The sequence below is a fragment of the Coprococcus sp. HPP0074 genome (assembly GCF_964238105.1).
In the GTDB taxonomy this organism is placed as follows: Bacteria; Bacillota; Clostridia; order Lachnospirales; family Lachnospiraceae; genus Faecalimonas; species Faecalimonas umbilicata.
Map to the genome: position 1 here is coordinate 127,458 of NZ_CAXSKS010000003.1, position 16,182 is coordinate 143,639.

At 38.5% G+C, this 16,182-nt stretch carries 18 protein-coding genes and 1 pseudogene; 12 read left to right on the forward strand and 7 right to left on the reverse strand.

The window, feature by feature from the left end; genetic code table 11:
* The first annotated feature begins 225 nt into the window (after nt 1-225).
* The 6 genes from ACESPO_RS05015 to ACESPO_RS05040 all read left to right on the forward strand — a co-directional run bounded on the left by ACESPO_RS05015 (nt 226) and on the right by ACESPO_RS05040 (nt 5,767).
* Nucleotides 226-1,845 carry a plasmid recombination protein gene (locus ACESPO_RS05015; RefSeq protein ID WP_270666480.1) on the forward strand — a complete coding sequence of 540 codons (1,620 nt, stop codon included), beginning with the start codon at nt 226-228 and terminating at the stop codon, nt 1,843-1,845.
* Between the two features lie 17 nt (nt 1,846-1,862).
* Nucleotides 1,863-2,213, forward strand: coding sequence for a DUF6061 family protein (locus ACESPO_RS05020; RefSeq protein WP_270666478.1), 351 nt, complete (start codon nt 1,863-1,865; stop codon nt 2,211-2,213).
* A 67-nt stretch (nt 2,214-2,280) separates the two neighbouring features.
* Complete coding sequence (locus ACESPO_RS05025; protein WP_270666476.1) at nt 2,281-2,616, forward strand: helix-turn-helix domain-containing protein; 336 nt, start codon at nt 2,281-2,283, stop codon at nt 2,614-2,616.
* Between the two features lie 41 nt (nt 2,617-2,657).
* Nucleotides 2,658-2,993 (forward strand): hypothetical protein, encoded by a 336-nt coding sequence (locus ACESPO_RS05030; protein ID WP_270666474.1) that lies wholly within the window; start codon nt 2,658-2,660, stop codon nt 2,991-2,993.
* 182 nt (nt 2,994-3,175) lie between these two features.
* The gene (locus ACESPO_RS05035) at nt 3,176-4,348 is read left to right on the forward strand and encodes a DUF262 domain-containing protein (protein WP_270666472.1); all 1,173 of its coding nucleotides are present in this window, start codon (nt 3,176-3,178) and stop codon (nt 4,346-4,348) included.
* Complete coding sequence (locus tag ACESPO_RS05040) at nt 4,349-5,767, forward strand: ATP-dependent nuclease (protein WP_270666471.1); 1,419 nt, start codon at nt 4,349-4,351, stop codon at nt 5,765-5,767.
* Nucleotides 5,768-6,046: 279 nt separating this feature from the next.
* Here ACESPO_RS05040 and hcp read toward each other — a convergent pair whose 3' ends face one another.
* From hcp to ACESPO_RS05060, 4 genes are all read right to left on the reverse strand, one after another.
* The gene (hcp, locus tag ACESPO_RS05045) at nt 6,047-7,687 is read right to left on the reverse strand and encodes a hydroxylamine reductase (protein WP_004842266.1); all 1,641 of its coding nucleotides are present in this window, start codon (nt 7,685-7,687) and stop codon (nt 6,047-6,049) included.
* A 79-nt stretch (nt 7,688-7,766) separates the two neighbouring features.
* Nucleotides 7,767-7,880 (reverse strand): 4Fe-4S domain-containing protein, encoded by a 114-nt coding sequence (locus tag ACESPO_RS05050; protein WP_004842264.1) that lies wholly within the window; start codon nt 7,878-7,880, stop codon nt 7,767-7,769.
* A gap of 110 nt (nt 7,881-7,990) precedes the next feature.
* Nucleotides 7,991-8,323: a cupin domain-containing protein gene (locus ACESPO_RS05055; RefSeq protein ID WP_009242442.1), complete on the reverse strand. Its 333-nt coding sequence runs from the start codon at nt 8,321-8,323 to the stop codon at nt 7,991-7,993.
* A 13-nt stretch (nt 8,324-8,336) separates the two neighbouring features.
* Nucleotides 8,337-9,047: an ATP-binding protein gene (locus tag ACESPO_RS05060; RefSeq protein ID WP_320619498.1), complete on the reverse strand. Its 711-nt coding sequence runs from the start codon at nt 9,045-9,047 to the stop codon at nt 8,337-8,339.
* 91 nt (nt 9,048-9,138) lie between these two features.
* Here ACESPO_RS05060 and ACESPO_RS05065 point away from each other — a divergent pair, with 91 nt between their 5' ends.
* A complete protein-coding gene (locus ACESPO_RS05065; protein ID WP_016439651.1) occupies nt 9,139-9,786 on the forward strand; it encodes a Crp/Fnr family transcriptional regulator in 648 nt (215 codons plus the stop codon).
* A 296-nt stretch (nt 9,787-10,082) separates the two neighbouring features.
* Here the strand turns inward: ACESPO_RS05065 and ACESPO_RS05070 are convergent, their stop codons facing one another.
* Nucleotides 10,083-10,574: a hypothetical protein gene (locus tag ACESPO_RS05070; RefSeq protein ID WP_016439652.1), complete on the reverse strand. Its 492-nt coding sequence runs from the start codon at nt 10,572-10,574 to the stop codon at nt 10,083-10,085.
* 16 nt (nt 10,575-10,590) lie between these two features.
* On the opposite strand from ACESPO_RS05070, the pseudogene ACESPO_RS05075 reads away from it, so the two are divergent.
* From ACESPO_RS05075 to ACESPO_RS05095, 5 genes and pseudogenes are all read left to right on the forward strand, one after another.
* A pseudogene (locus tag ACESPO_RS05075) lies at nt 10,591-10,839 on the forward strand (dUTP diphosphatase); the annotation flags it as partial.
* 77 nt (nt 10,840-10,916) lie between these two features.
* A complete protein-coding gene (locus ACESPO_RS05080; RefSeq protein WP_270196887.1) occupies nt 10,917-11,345 on the forward strand; it encodes a DUF5688 family protein in 429 nt (142 codons plus the stop codon).
* Nucleotides 11,346-11,657: 312 nt separating this feature from the next.
* Nucleotides 11,658-11,798 (forward strand): cysteine-rich VLP protein, encoded by a 141-nt coding sequence (locus tag ACESPO_RS05085; protein ID WP_081636858.1) that lies wholly within the window; start codon nt 11,658-11,660, stop codon nt 11,796-11,798.
* Between the two features lie 455 nt (nt 11,799-12,253).
* Nucleotides 12,254-12,418 (forward strand): hypothetical protein, encoded by a 165-nt coding sequence (locus ACESPO_RS05090; protein ID WP_009263172.1) that lies wholly within the window; start codon nt 12,254-12,256, stop codon nt 12,416-12,418.
* 176 nt (nt 12,419-12,594) lie between these two features.
* Entirely contained in the window at nt 12,595-13,008 is a 414-nt protein-coding gene (locus tag ACESPO_RS05095; protein WP_270196888.1) for a GNAT family N-acetyltransferase, read from the forward strand.
* Nucleotides 13,009-13,323: 315 nt separating this feature from the next.
* Here the strand turns inward: ACESPO_RS05095 and ACESPO_RS05100 are convergent, their stop codons facing one another.
* On the reverse strand, nt 13,324-14,772 hold the full coding sequence (locus ACESPO_RS05100; protein WP_320619497.1) for an aminoacyl-histidine dipeptidase: 1,449 nt from the start codon (nt 14,770-14,772) through the stop codon (nt 13,324-13,326).
* 93 nt (nt 14,773-14,865) lie between these two features.
* The gene (locus tag ACESPO_RS05105; protein ID WP_009263169.1) at nt 14,866-16,071 is read right to left on the reverse strand and encodes a DUF819 family protein; all 1,206 of its coding nucleotides are present in this window, start codon (nt 16,069-16,071) and stop codon (nt 14,866-14,868) included.
* Nucleotides 16,072-16,182: the final 111 nt, after the last annotated feature.

Below are 16,182 nucleotides of genomic sequence, written 5' to 3' on the forward strand. Positions count from 1 at the left end.
GCTTGTGTACATTGATTGCCGCAGGCAGAAAAGCTCCCGGCAGGGCGCAAAACCTGACTTGTCAGGTTGCATTTTTGATGGCGACAGCTCCTGAAAGGAGATGTTGATGTCAAAAGTGCTTTTGCGTTACTTTCGACGAAAGTAACAAAGCCAGAGCGAGGAAACCTCGCTCTATGCCGATATCCGGCGCTAATATGACAGATAAAAGAAAGGGGAAGATTGCCTATGGAGAGAACGATAAGTGCAATGATTGGAAAAGGTTCTGTGAAACATAATACCAGAGCATTTACAGCTAAGAATGTAGATAAAAACAGAAGTGTTGATAATGTGGAGTTTCGCCAGGAAGATATTAAACAGGTTTATCATAAGTTGTTTGATGAAGCTCTGGAACGATATAATGCAAAACAGAAACGGAAAGATCGGGTGATTGATAATTATTATGAAAAAATCAGGAGGGGCAAGCAGGAAAAGTTATTTCATGAAGTGATATTTCAAATCGGAAATAAAGATGATATGAATGCCAAAAGTGAAGATGGATTGTTGGCAAAAAGAATTTTAATGGAATTTATGGATGAGTTCCAAGCTAGAAATCCGAACTTGTATGTATTCTCGGCACATTTGCATATGGATGAAGAAACACCGCATCTGCATATTGATTTTGTGCCATATATTACAGGAAGCAAGCGAGGACTTGATACAAGGGTATCATTAAAATCTGCACTGGTGGCAGAAGGCTTCACTGGTGGCACTAGAGGTGCTACCGAATTAAATCAGTGGATTGCATCAGAAAAGCAGGAACTTGCGACAGTCATGGAGCGATATGGTGTGGAATGGCTGCAAAAGGGTACACATGAGAAACATTTGTCGGTGCTTGAATTTGAAAAGAAAGAGCGGGCAAGGGAAGTAGCTGAATTGGATAGCCAGAAGCGGGAAATATCTTCGGTGGTTGCACAGCTTGGAGAAGAGGTTTCTGTAAAGAAACAGGAATTAAAGAATGCTACAACTGAAAAAGAACTGGCAGAAGAGGCTACGCAAAGGGCAAAAGAAGAAGGGGCTGTGGCACAACAGGAAAAGGAAGTATTGCTTGCAAGTAATCAAGATTTGAGGATGGAAAATGCAAGGCTTGAGAGTCGCAAAGATAGACTTCGTATGGATAATCATGATTTGAAGCAAAAGCAGTTACAGTTGCAGATCGATAATGAAGAACTGGAACAAAGGCATGAAGATTTACAATATACGAATAGTAAATTGGAGAATGTGAATGATCAGTTATCTGCTGACAATCACACTCTGGAGCAAAGGAATGATTCATTGAAATCTGATAATCAGGTATTAAGACAGAAATACAATGATTTGCAACAGAATAATGTTCAACTTGAAAAGCAACAGAATGAGCTTAAGAGCCATATAGAGCAGATAGTGCAGTCGGAGCAGTTATTACAGCGTGATGTAAGAAAGTATGATGAAGCACCGGAGTGGCAATTGCCGGAACCGGGAGCATTTGCAAGTGCTAAGTCATTTCGGGATAAGGTAGTCATGTCATTTGTGAATAAGCTTAAAACACTGATAAAGAATCTGACAATCCAGTGTGTAAGGCTAAAAGAGGAAATAATACAGCTTCGAAAGGAAAAGAAGAGATTGTCAGATGATGTGGAGTTTTACAAGGGCAAGATTAAGGATATGAGTGATAGGACAGAGCTGTTGCAGGAAAAGGCTGATGATCTGGAGCGTGTGAAGAGATATGCCGGTGCAGAGCAGATTGATACGATTATTCGTAAGGTAAAGGAACAGGAGCGTACAGAACAGCAGATAAGGCGATATGACAAGTCTTATGGGACAAGATAATGGGAAGGATGGATGATATGAAAGATAATCGAATAGATAATATTGTGGAATGTGCTTATAACATAGATAACGGCTATGTTGAGGTGTGGTTTACAGATGGAAATATGCTTCGGATAAAGTGCGAAGAAGTGGAGGCTGCTCTAAGGACAACAGAGCAGTCACTGGCGAAGCTGCATAGGTTGTTGGATAACAAGCCAATAGAGTATGTGGCAATGGCTTTGTCTGGGGAGCTGCAGGCATATTGTGATATTGAGGATGAGATGGTTAAGTGGATGTTCGGGACGATTGTGCAGGGGTATCTGAAGAAGGGGTATAACCGGGCTACGGCGGAGATGATGGCTAGGGAGTTTTTTAGGTATGAGAGTTGAAAAAGTAGTTGACAAAATATTACTTTAATATTATTTTAATATTAAAGTAATAAGCGGGAGGAAAATTATGGCTGCGAATTTAATGAATGTGTTTAAGAATACAGATTTAAAAAACGTGGGTAAATCAATGTCAGATGTTGTATCCTTAGCGTTTAAGCCAAATAAAAAAACGGGTGCCAAAATTGCAAGAGCTGTGTTAAGTGATGGAACAACACTTATTAAAAGTGTAACGGCATCTGGAGTGGTTTCAGAAACCATTCATAAATTACCGGAGATTGCATCAGTAGCACAAAGAAATGAAGTTATAAGGGATTTGGCAAAACAGAAAATAAACCAGGAAACAATAGCTGCCATGTTAGATGTATCCCAATCAACGGTTTCAAATGTATTGAGAAAAAAATAATAGTAATATTTTTAAAGATTATACAGAAAGAAGGTGTTATTTTGGGAGAAAGAGTTGATGTTAGTACCTTTGCAAATTCACAATGTGCAATTAGAGAATACATGCATTTTAAATTGGAGAATGAATATATGCATGAGGCAAGAGTTTTAGTATCATCTATGGGAAAAACTAGGTATAATGATATTCTGAAGGTAGTACCTCGAATTGAAACAAATAATTCGTCAATTGATATAATTGGGGATGCGCAATTTGAACTAGATTATTATGGTAAATATACAAATGAATATCAGATATTTACTTTGATAAATGGAACTCTATTAATCAAAGGCGTAGATCGATGGGAAAATCCTATTGAAATTGATATAACGAGTGTATAAAAACCAACATGAATGATATATTAAACTATATGTATGATGATCAGATTACGGGAATGCGTAGCATGTAGTAATCTGATTAATCATAAATGAGGGGCAAAATACCTTTTGACCCTCATATCATATGTATTGTAAATAAATTGAGAGATATTGGATAAATATGACTATATAATGAGGATAAGAATATGAAATGCGAGTCAACAGATTTAGAAATTGAAACGATTGTTAATAGAATAAAAAATGGCGATATGGATTTACAGCCGGATTTTCAGAGAGGCGAGATTTGGACTATTCAAAAAAAGCAAAAACTTATTGATTCAATATTGCGTGGGTGGAAAATCCCTCCGATACATGTAATCCATAATTCACAATCTGTGGATGAAGTGTTAGATGGTCAGCAGAGACTTGCTGCAATACGAGATTTTTTTGACAATATTATTTGTGTTGATGGAACAGTGTTGCCAAAAGATCAGGAAATAGCAAATTTGAATGGAATGCATTACAGAGATCTTCCGTTAAAATGGCAAAGGCAGTTTAGACAGTATAGTGTTGTAATCATAAGATTAACAGAGTATAGACCGGAAGAACCAGCAGAATTATTCTATAGACTAAATCAACCTACTGCATTAACATCTGCAGAACAAAGAAATGCATATATTGGCGCTACTAGGGATCAAGTGAAAGAATTATCAAATAAATTTGTTGCGTTGGGAGCAGATAAAGAAACCATAGGTTTTTCAAATTCGCGCCTAGCATATGATGAGATAATATCAAAATTCTGTTTTGCGGTTGAAACCCATACACTTAAGAAGAAAATTACGTCTAATGACATATCTTTTCAATATCGACAGGCTGTGCCGTTTTCAGATGAGTGTATTGAGATTGTTGATGAAACTTTAAGAAAATTTATGATATGTGTTTCAGAATGGAAGGATTTTAAGTTTTCATTTAATAAAGCAACGATATTTAGTTGGTTTGTATATATTCGCAGAAATCTGGATTCAGAAACAACTGATTTACAAAATACTATTAGTTATATGGAATTTTGTAGAGCTTATATAAAAGGAAAGTATAAAAAAGTTGATGATAAATATATAAAGACCTTCTTAAGTTTACAAAAACAAGTTCCGTTTTTTGAAGTTATGTTAAATACATTTAATCAGAGAACCAGTATGGGAAGTACAGATGCTCTTTCAATAATATATAGAGACATTATTATTACACTTTTTAGAGATATGCTATGGAACGAAGAGTCGGAACTATTGCAGTACACGATGGACACTTTTGCTGAAGTGGAGAATTTTAATTATACGCTTGAGAAAATTGTTGAAAAGTATAATTGGGGAGAAAATTTTTAGATGAGAAAAGCAAAAGAAACTGATTATTGGGATAAAGTTTATAAAAGAAAATATAGTAGAAATTTATTAAGCGTAGAACTCAATGGGCTAAATAATTTACAGGAGATATCCTTTTCAAAGGGCATTACGGCAATATGCGGTTTAAATGGAGCAGGAAAAAGTACTATTGTAGCGGCTGTAAAAGATTTATTAGGATTAAATTTAAGCGAAAGTGATCTACATAAATTGAAATCCGCTACAGTTAATGGACAATTCGAATGTGATAATAAGAAAATTTCCTGCTCGAATTGTAATGGAAAACGCTTGTATGATACAGGATATGATTTGGATAGCATTAAATACTTGGATTGTGATGAGAATATTCAAATTCAAGAATTTAATATAAGACAAGCAAATTTTGAAGAGTTGCTTGAACAAAATGAGGAATATGAATTATTACCAGAACAGATCAGTGATATTTGTTATCTGACGGGGAAAAGATATCAATCATGTAAAATATGGGAATTTGAAGATATTGAAGGGATAGGAATAGTTCCATTTTTTAATGTCACTATTGATGAAATAGAGTATGATTCAAGAAGTATGGGGCGAGGTGAACATTTTCTTTTTTATTTGTTTTGGTACATAAATAAATGTAATTCGGGAACAATTGTCATTATTGAAGAACCTGAAACATATATAAGTATATGTTCACAAATTCATTTTGCAAACTATTTGGGAAAACAAATAGCAGAAAAAGGGATTCAGGCAATTGTTACGACACATTCGCCTTATTTGTTAGAACATGTAAAAAATAGTAATATACGAATAGTAAGTAGAATGGGAAATATGGCTATGATTACTAAACCTGATGACGATATGATGGCAGAGGATATATTAGGTATTACACAAAGCTATACGGGAACATTATTTGTTGAGGATAGGGTAGCATATGATTTTCTATCAATTATTTTAGAGGATAAGGCACCATACATTTTAAAAAAGTATACGATCGATGTAGCTGAAGGTGGAGAAAAGGCTATAACTTATCGATTGGAGTTTCCGTCAAGTGATAAAATAAAATATAATTTTATAGGAATTTACGATGGAGACATGAGGGAACGATTAGATACATCAAAATTAAATTGGAAATGGTTATTTTTACCAGGGAATAAAGCACTAGAAGAGTTATATAGGGAGTATTTACATGTGCCGGAAAATCTCGAGAAGTTTTGTGAAATCGTTGGAAAAGAAAAGCAGCAAATTATTACTATGTTAGCAACCATTGATGGAAATGATTATCATGATTGGTTTGAAGAATTGAGAAAATTTTTAGGAATTGATGGTAAAATGTTGGTTAGGAATTTTTATCGGATAATGCAAGAAATGGATAAAGAAATTGAAGAATTTATTGCAGAATTAAAGAAAAGTATAGCATAAAAGGAGTTACTTTTATGCTATGCATAAGTCATAGGAGTTTGGAATACAGGTATTATATGGCTCCATTTTGGCTCTAAAAATTTTAGATGAGGTACACAAAAATGCGAAATAAGATGAATATGAAAAATAAAATACACAAATGTGTACCAAGAAACAGCCAGATAAATCTCTCCGCCCAAGAATTCGAATAACAGACAGAAAACCTCGGATGCCCATTTTATAAGGGTTTCCGAGGTTTCTTTATGCCTGTTGGATCTATTTCTTTTGACGGAGTATTTTTTATGCGTTAATACCGAAAAACTTCTCCATATCCTCTTCCACAGTGCCAATTCCTGCAATGCCGAAGTTCTCGATCAAGACCTTTGCAACATTCGGGCTGAGAAATGCCGGAAGTGTAGGGCCAAGGTGGATATTCTTCACACCAAGATATAAAAGAGCCAGAAGAACGATAACTGCTTTTTGCTCGTACCATGCGATATTATAGATAATTGGCAGATCGTTAATATCGTCAAGCCCAAAGACCTCTTTGAGTTTCAAGGCGATTACAGCAAGGGAATAGGAATCATTGCATTGACCTGCATCCAGAACACGTGGGATGCCATTGATATCGCCTAAAGGCAACTTGTTATATTTATATTTTGCACAACCGGCAGTAAGGATGACAGTGTCCTTCGGCAGAGCCTTAGCAAATTCTGTATAGTAGTCGCGGCTCTTTGCTCGACCATCACAGCCCGCCATAACCACAAACTTTTTGATAGCACCGCTTTTTACAGCTTCTACAACTTTATCTGCCAAAGCCAGAACCTGTGCATGGGCAAATCCGCCGATGATTTCACCGGTTTCGATTTCACTCGGAGCGACACATTTTTTTGCATGCTCAATAATCGCAGAAAAATTTTTTTGTTCGCCAATTTCTCCCGGAATATGTGTACATCCCGGATATCCCGCAGCGCCGGTAGTGTAAAGCCTGTTTTTGTAACTATCCTTAGGAGGAACAATGCAGTTGGTTGTCATTAGAATAGGACCGTTAAAGGATTCAAATTCTTCTTTTTGTTTCCACCAAGCATTCCCATAATTACCAACAAAGTTAGGATATTTTTTGAAAGCGGGATAATAATGAGCTGGCAACATCTCGGAATGCGTATACACATCCACTCCAGTTCCCTGTGTCTGTTCTAACAGCATTTCCAAATCGCGCAGGTCGTGGCCGGATACCAGAATGCCGGGGTTCTTTCTGACACCGATATTTACTTTTGTAATTTCGGGGTTTCCATAGCTGTCTGTGTTAGCCTTATCCAGCATTGCCATACCGGATACACCGTATTTTCCTGTTTCCATTGTTAGAGCAATCAGATCTTCTACACTAAGGTTGTCATTCAGCGTGGCAGCCAGTGCTTTCTGAAGAAATGTGTCAACTTCATCGTTGTCCTTCAACAGCACATTTGCGTGCTTCGAGTAAGCGGAAAGTCCCTTCAAACCGTAGGTGATTAACTCGCGCAGAGAGCGAATATCCTCGTTTTCGGTAGAAAGAACACCGACAGTTCTGGCTTTTTCTTCCCAGTTTTCAGATCCGTTCCATTTTGCGGCTTCAGGCAGAACAGTCAGATTGGTAACTTGCTTTAGCAGAACTTCCTTTTCGGTCAGTGTAGCACGGATTCTTGATTCAATGCTCTCTTTATCAAAATTTGCGTTGGTAATGGTAGTGAACAGATTCAGAGTAATCAAGTGATTGATTTTGGCAGATACCTGCTTACCTTCCTGACGCAATGCAGTCGTAATAGCCGAAATTCCTTTTGTGACATAGACCAACAGATCCTGCATGGCCGCTACATCAGGTTTCTTTCCGCATACGCCGGACATGGTGCAGCCCTTGCACCCGGCGGTTTCCTGACACTGATAGCAAAACATTTTTTGTTCCATAATATGCCTCCTAAAAACTATTAAAATTTGAAATAATGTGGTTTCTTCTCAATCAAAAAAGCATATAGACGCGTTTGAATTAATCTTCCCAGGCGATTGCAGACACAGGACACGAGTCGATGGCCTCCTGTACAGCACCTTGATTTTCAGCGTTTGCTGGTTGATACGCTTCCGCCTTTCCCTGCTCGTTCATACGGAAAACCTCGTCGCAGATCCACAGCAAAGCCCACAGCCAATGCAGAGATCCTTATCTACTTTTGTTGCTTTCATAAAATCACCTTCCTTTGTCAATTTTGCGTTTGATTAAAATACAACTACTAAAAGCATCTTGAACGCTTCCTGCCCATATACCGCATGGGGATGGCCTGCTGGCATGACAATAGATTCTCCTTCGTGCAGCAGATATTCAACGCCATCAATCGTGATTTTTCCGATACCATCCAAGCAGGTGACGAAGGCGTCCCCACCCGATTCATGGGTGCTGATCTCTTCGCCCTTTGCGAATGAGAACAGGGTAATACTTACTGCCTGGTTTTGTGTCAAAGTTTTGCTGACAACCTGCCCCTCCTGATAAGAAATTTGTTCTCTCAGCGTCAGTACTTCTGATTGAGCAATGTTTTTCATTTTTTTACTCATAGTATCTCTCCTTTTATTCCAAAATTTTACCACCCAACGAAATCGTAACAATCTGCCAAGGAATGAATTTTCCACTTGCCTGCAACGCTTTTTTGGCAGCTAATTCCAGTCCGCCGCAGCAGGGAACTTCCATGCGTACAACCGTCACACTTTGAATGTTGTTGTTTTGAATGATCTGCGTCAGCTTTTCGCTGTAGTCTATGTTGTCAAGCTTTGGACAGCCGATAATCGTAATTTTCCCACGCATGAAATCCTCGTGCATTCTGGCATAGGCGTATGCACTGCAATCCGCTGCAATTAACAATTTTGCGCCGTCAAAATATGGTGCATTAGTCGGTACTAGTTTGATTTGGCATGGCCATTGTCCCAACTGTGATTCTGTCTGTACCCGGGCAGAAGGAGTTGTTTCTTGTGAATGTTGAATACGCTGCATTCGACTGCCGGGGCAGCCTGTATGGGGAACAGCGGCATGATTGCTTTTCGCTTTTTTTCTCATATTTTCCTGCACAGCTTTTTCATCATAGGCGGCAGCTTCTCTCTCCACAAAGGAAATTGCACCTGTCGGGCAGGTTGGCAGACAATCTCCCAAACCATCACAATAATCATCTCGCAGAAGTGTTGCTTTGCCGTTTACCATGCCGATTGCACCCTCGTGACAAGCTTCGGCACACGCACCACATCCGTTACATTTTTCTTCATCTATTTGGATAATTCTTCGAATCATTTTATACCATCCTTTCTCTTGTCTTTCTGGGCATAGTATATTATAATTAAAAATAAAAATCTGTTGTTATAACAACGAAAGGGTAAAAAATATGAAATTATCCGATATGCAGCTATTCCGTGGGTTAGAAGAAGATGACATCTCCTCACTTTTAAGCTGTTTGAATAGTGTAAAACGCAATTATAAAAAAGGAGAAGTAATTCTTTCAGAAGGGAGTATTATAGAGAATATCGGCATTGTACTGTCAGGCATGGCAATGATATCTTGTAACGATATTTGGGGGAATACCAGCATTTTAGGAAGTGTTGCACCTGGTTCTGTATTTGCTGAGGTATATGCCTGTATTCCGGGACAGCCGATGCTGGTTACAGTGTCTGCCGTGGAAGATACCTCTGTGTTGTTTATGAATGTGGGACGTGTTCTGACTACCTGCACAAACGCCTGCCCTTTTCATACAAACCTTGCACGAAATCTACTGACTGTCTGTGCTCATAAAAGTCTGCAACTTTCACAAAGGATTTTGCACACCAGTTCCAAATCCATACGAGGCCGATTGATGTCTTATTTTTCAGAATGCGCAAAACATGCCGGAAGCAATTCTTTTCTGATTCCATATAACCGCCAGCAATTAGCAGATTACTTGAATGTTGACCGCAGTACTATGTGCAACGAGCTTTCTAAAATGCAGAAAGATGGCATGATTGAATATAAAAAAAATCGTATTTTGCTCAAAGACTGAGATTTAAGGAATGGTATGAATTTGAATAGGGATTGATTTTTTAAGCAAAATCGCTTATGATCTGAAATAGAATATAGTGCTATTATCCACAGTTACAGAGCAAGTGTTATCAACACCGATAACAAAATGATAACATTAGCCTGTATAGGCAGGATAATATGGATAAATCAAATAATCAAAAGAACTGTAAACACGACAGAGAATAATCTCTAAACAAAATTGATTAGTAATTGTCGAATTTGAATAATAAACCAAACCCCAGAGTGCCCTATTTTTTTATTCCGTGATGTTAAAACTCAGAAATTTCCGCTTTTTCCGCATAATTTCTTATATTTCGGTATGGTTGTATTGGCCATAAAATCATCCAATTTTTCTATGCTGCCATTAACCATCTCGCACGTACTGATCGCATCCGAAAAAACAGCTAGAACAAAATCCTTCATATCCGGATCCGGCCTGAAGGTAGAAATAATATGAATGATTGAATCGCCAAAAGCTATCAAATCAAGATATGCTGATATAGGATATCCGTACAACTCTTCACTATCTATATTAATTCCATATTTGGAGAAAATATTTTGGTTGTTCTTTTTTATATGTTCGTTTCCATCATCTATTGATTTTTTGAGAAGATACTGGCTTGCTTTTGATAGTGGAGAGCCAGGAACCATATCAACAAAGATATCGTTAGGAATAATAGAATTTGTTTTTCTCTCTTTTTCGTATTCTTCCTGCCTAATCATCACTTCTGTTTTATCGGCAAGAGCCTTATCGGAATCCGGATACAAGTGAGAATAAGTATCCCATGCCGGCTATATCTTTCCCCGAACCAGCATGGCAGTTAAGGGCCTGGTGTGCGAGCTGCCGCCCGTGGATTCTGGCTATCGTGGAGAGAGCCATGCCATTATCAGCAATGTCAGCAACCAAATTCAGGAACTCACCAAAGGCTCCCGTGTAGGGCAGCTCGTAATTGCCCCGGTTGTTATTGCAGATTTTGTGACGGATCTGGGTGCGGAACGTGGTACAGGAGGATTCGGCAGCACAGGGCAATAAGAATACCGTTTGATATGCGCGCACAGTTTAAGTGTGCGTTTTTCTTACCCAAAATCTAAAAAAATGAAGGAGGCTATATGCAGATAGAGGAATTTAACCAATATGTGAAAGACCACATCAAAGAATACCTTCCCCCGGAATATGAGACTGCAAAGGTTTCTATCCAGGAAGTTACAAAAAGCAATGACCGTATGTTGAACGGGCTTACCATTCTTCGAGAGGGCGAGAACTTTTCACCTACGGTCTATCTGGAACCTTTTGCGGAGCAGGTGGCACAGGGGCGCTCCTTGGAAGATACCCTGCGCGAGATTACAAAGATCCAGACCGTTCACCATGCACATGTACCGGTGAACATTTCCACTTTTATGGATTATGCTGAAACAGGTGGAACGGAGCGAACTATCCGCAGATACCTTTATGGAAGGGATCACGGAAATGTGCCGGGAACTGGTAAAAGAACATACTGCACCGGAGGAACGATTTGCCAAACTGTTCCCGGACGCTAAAGGAAAGCAGGATGCTGTCGGCACCTGTCCCCGCTGTGGTGCACCTGTGTATGAGGGCAAAAAGGGCTTTTTCTGTGATAACAGGGATTGTGCCTTTGCTCTCTGGAAAGACAATAAGTTCTTCACTTCCAAGAAGAAAACCATAACCAAATCCGTTGCGGTTGCTCTATTGAAATAGGGCTGCATTTCCATATCCGGGCTTTACAGCGAAAAGACTGGCAAAACCTATGACGCGGTAGTGGTGCTGGATGACACGGGTGACAAGTATGTGAATTTCAAGCTGGAATTTCCAGCAGCAAAAGGCAGGCGGAAATGAGCGGCCCGGCATCACGGGAACTGACACGATCTGAACGGGCAGCGATCCGGCGGCTGGTAAACAAATGTGCCAACTATGACAGCACGGATAAAATCTGCCTTCTGCTGGACTGCCCTTGCTATAGAGTACTTCCATAGTCTACTTGTAAGCCGTTAGAAAGAACTCACTATGAGGCATGAAAATCTGACGGGGTAAATAAGTTCCTGTGAGGTGAATAAAATTAGTGGCTACATTTTGGCTACAAAAACATTACGGACGAAGTGGATTATGCGGATAATCAATCATAAAACACACATAAAACGAATTGATAATACACTTTATAAGCATTTGTACGAATGTAAAAGACGAGTTCGAATAAATTTGTGCCAACAGCATATAATTTTAATGGATAGTTCTCTTGACTTTCCGCTTTGTACTTGTTAGTATATTGTTACAAAGAAAGTTTACCACTGACCGATATGTGGTATATAAATGGTCGGGTTGAAAGTTTACCGCTGACCGATATGCGGTATATAAATGGTTGAGTTGAAAGTTTAGTCCTTTGCCGAAAAGCGAGGGACTTTTTCCATATTTCCGCAGAGAGGATGGACAAATGAAGAAAACAGGGTTTTACATCATAAAGGACAGATTTTTTGAAGATATGCCTGATCCGTATCTCAAGGGGAATAAGGCAGGTAATAGACCACATTATTATTGTTTTGAAGATAAGAATACGGGAATTTATTGGATGATACCATTCAACCTCAAATTTGAGTAAGTGAAGATTTGAAGTGGCATATAAAACATATAACAATTCTGTTTGTTTGTGAGGAATATGCTTTGTGCGGTTGGGGAGGGGCTGGAGGGGATTGTGAATTTAAAAAGATATCATTCAAATAGAGATGAGTAACTACTTCATATTTGATAAACCTAGATTAGGAGGATATATTTTACGTGAACTATAAAGAAAACACTTTATGTTATGAGGAATATTGTAAACTTCGTGAAAGCGTTGGGTGGATAAATTTTTCAAGAACACAAACTGAAAAGTCACTCCAAAATAGTTTATATACAGTGGCAGCAGAAGAAGACAACCAAGTAGTCGGTATGGGAAGATTGATTGGTGATGGAATGTATTATATGATAGTAGACATTGTAGTACAGCCGGCTTATCAACAAATGGGCATTGGCAGTAAAATACTTAATATGATAATTGAATATGTCGATAGTGCAACACCAGGCGGAGGCAGGAGCAGTATTCAATTGATTGCAGAAAAAGGAAAAGAAACATTCTATGAATCAAGAGGATTTAAAATAATTCCTCATGAATTTTGTGGATCGGGTATGAGGAAAGTCATTCGTAAGTGAAGTTTAGGTTGTAGAAGAGTTGGAGTGCCGTCTAAAAGTATTTAAACATTGTAATATAAAATCATCACATGAATTTTGAGATATACGGTGTATGTTGTTAACAATACAATTTGACGAAGGAATAGCAAATATATATAAAACAGTTCAAAAATGGATTGATTTAAGGCAAAAATAAGGGATAAGCACTACCAAGCAAAGAGAAGTTTACAAGTTTGAATATATGAGCCAAGAAATGCCTATTTTACGGGCTTTCTTGGCTTTTTCTATGTTCGTTGACAATCAAATGACAATACTTTCAAATCTTAGAAAAGAATATTATTTACAAGCTTTTAAAACTTCCAGCAAAAATCTCCACATGCGTTCTACAGAGGCAAGGTCTAATTTTTCATTGATGGAATGAATATCCAGGATGTTTGGACCAAAGGAGACAGAGTCAAGACCTTCACAGTGACCGCCGAAGATGCCACATTCCAAACCGGTATGAACAGCCTCCACTCTAGGTTCTTCTTCGAACATTTTTACATAAACATCACGCATAAGAGGGCGTAACTTAGAGTTTGGATCGTATCCCCATGCTGGATATTCGCTGTCAATGATGTAGCGACCGCCAGCAAGTTCTACCAATGCACCAACTCTTTCGCAAAGGGATTGTTTCTTTGTTTCGATAGAACTTCTAAGAAGGAATTGCATGAATACAGAATCTTCTCTGGTAACTGTAACGCCAAGATTCAAGGATGTTTCAGATTGTCCCGGAAGATTGCGATCGGAGCAGATTAGTCCTTGGGGTACTGCATAGATAAATTTCATAATTCTGGAAGAATCTGCGGGAGCAATCACTGCAATGTTCTTTTGACCTGCATTTGTAATCTCGATGTTCAGACCGGTTTCGTCATTGCTGAATTCTTTTTTCCAAATGGCTTCTTCTTTTCTGACAGCTGTGATAAATTCTTCCGCCTGAGCGCTGTCTACCAATACTTTCATTTTAGCACTATAAGTGATGACATTATCTTTTTCACCACCATCAATAGAAATCAAATCCATAGCAAATGTTTTTGATAAATGGATATACATACGGGAAGAAAGTTTTACTGCATTTCCTCTTTGTTTGTGGATATCAGAACCAGAGTGGCCGCCCAACAATCCTTTGATCCAAAGTTCGATTTCAGTACCTTCTTTTTCTACTTTCTGGAAATCAAATGTAACATGTTGACGGAGACCGCCTGCGCACCCACATGTCAAAACACCTTCTTCTTCGGAGTCGATATTAAGAAGACGACGTCCTTTCAAGAGAGTCATGTCTAATTTTTCGGCGCCTAACATAGAAGTTTCTTCATCTACAGTAAAGACGGCCTCGATTGGTGGGTGAGCAATAGTGTCACTGGCAAGAACTGCAAGTGCGTAAGCAATTGCAATTCCATCATCTCCGCCAAGACTCGTATTCTGTGCATATAAGTAACCATTTTCTACTTTCAAGTCTAAAGGATCTTTCATGAAATCATGAGTGGAATCCAAAGTTTTTTCACAGACCATATCTAAATGTCCCTGTATGATTACTGGCGCTGAGTTTTCAAATCCTTCTGTACCATCTTTGTAGATGATGACATCATTATATTCATCTTGTACATAGCGAAGATTGTGATCTTTGGCAAATTGTACACAATAATCACTAATTGCTTTTGTATTTCCTGATCCATGAGGAATTTTGCAGAGCTCCTCAAAATAGCTTAATACGTTTGCTGGTTCAAATCCTTTTAAAACTGACATATTTAAAAAATCCTCCTGTCATTTATGATGTTTTTTAAAAAATTCCCACACCGGCAATTCAGCGTGGGAATTTATGTGCTACCTTAGTGTAGATTATCGAAGTAACGTTCCTACAAAGATTCCGTAGTAGTTACCGATTACATATCCTAATGTACCAACAAGGAGTGCTGGGACGATTAAGGCGTTCCATCCCTTTGCAATCGCAAGAGCAGCAGCAGTTGTTGGTCCTCCAATGTTTGCATTGGATGCAATACAGATTTCTTCCAGATTGAACTTGAAAAGTTTTCCAAAGAGGAAAGAAATCAACATGTTTGTTGCAACGATGATCGCACAGAATACAAGAAGCAATGGTGCCTTTGTAAGAATCAGGTAGATAGAAGCTGGAGCACCGATGACACCAAAGAAAATGTGGATCATAAATGTACCGATTTCTTGAGCACCTGCGATTTCACCAACCTGTGTTGGGAATGCAGTAGCTAAAATCATTGTAAGCGTTGTCATGATAAGATATTTGTTACCGATCAATCCATTTAACAGAGCTAATACAAAATTAGATGTTGGGATGATTCGTCCAAAGAACGCAGCAATCTCAGTAGAAACAGCAACAATCACAAAAGAGAGTGCAAAGGTAAATGCAATATCTTTGAGAGCGACCGGTTTCGCTGTCCAATAGCTTTGTGCGTGATTCTGACTTTCGCCATTTGCAGTACGTTTGTCAATTTCATCCTGAAGTGGATGCCTAAAATGTTTTCTAAAGAAGCTTACTGTTGGGATTGCGATTAAAGCGAAAAAGTAAAGTGCCATTAGCAAGTTGTCAGCGACAACGGATGTAGATACTAATTCGCTACCTGCATCAAATGCATCTGCCATAGCAACAAGGTTTACGCTTCCACCAGTATATGTTCCGACCATCATGGCAGTTGCCTTGTTGAGTTCAGGAATAAAGTTCTTTAACGCAAAGAATGCAAGAAATCCTCCGGCTACTGTTCCGATTCCGCTGATCAGATATATAATGATCAGACGTCCAGAGTCCTTTGAAATTTTCTTAACGTTAGCTTGCAAAAGTAGCATTGGAATTGCAAGTGGAACAACGTAGTCCCAAACGAAGTCGTATGCTGCTGCTTCTGTTGGAATAATTCTTAAGTTTGATAAAATAAGACATCCAATAAGTGCCAGCACGCATCCCGTGATTTTTGAAGCCCATTGGTATTTTTGCTCCAAATAGATTGCTAATGCAGCAACCGCTACCAAAATCGCGAATAACCCCCAAGTATTTTCCGCACTGATTAAGGTTTTCATGTAATTCACTCCTTTTTTTGATATATTATATGAATACCTTATTAATACATATGATAACTCTTTAACAGAATAATTGCAAGCGTTTTGAACAAAAGTCAATCAAATTAGAAA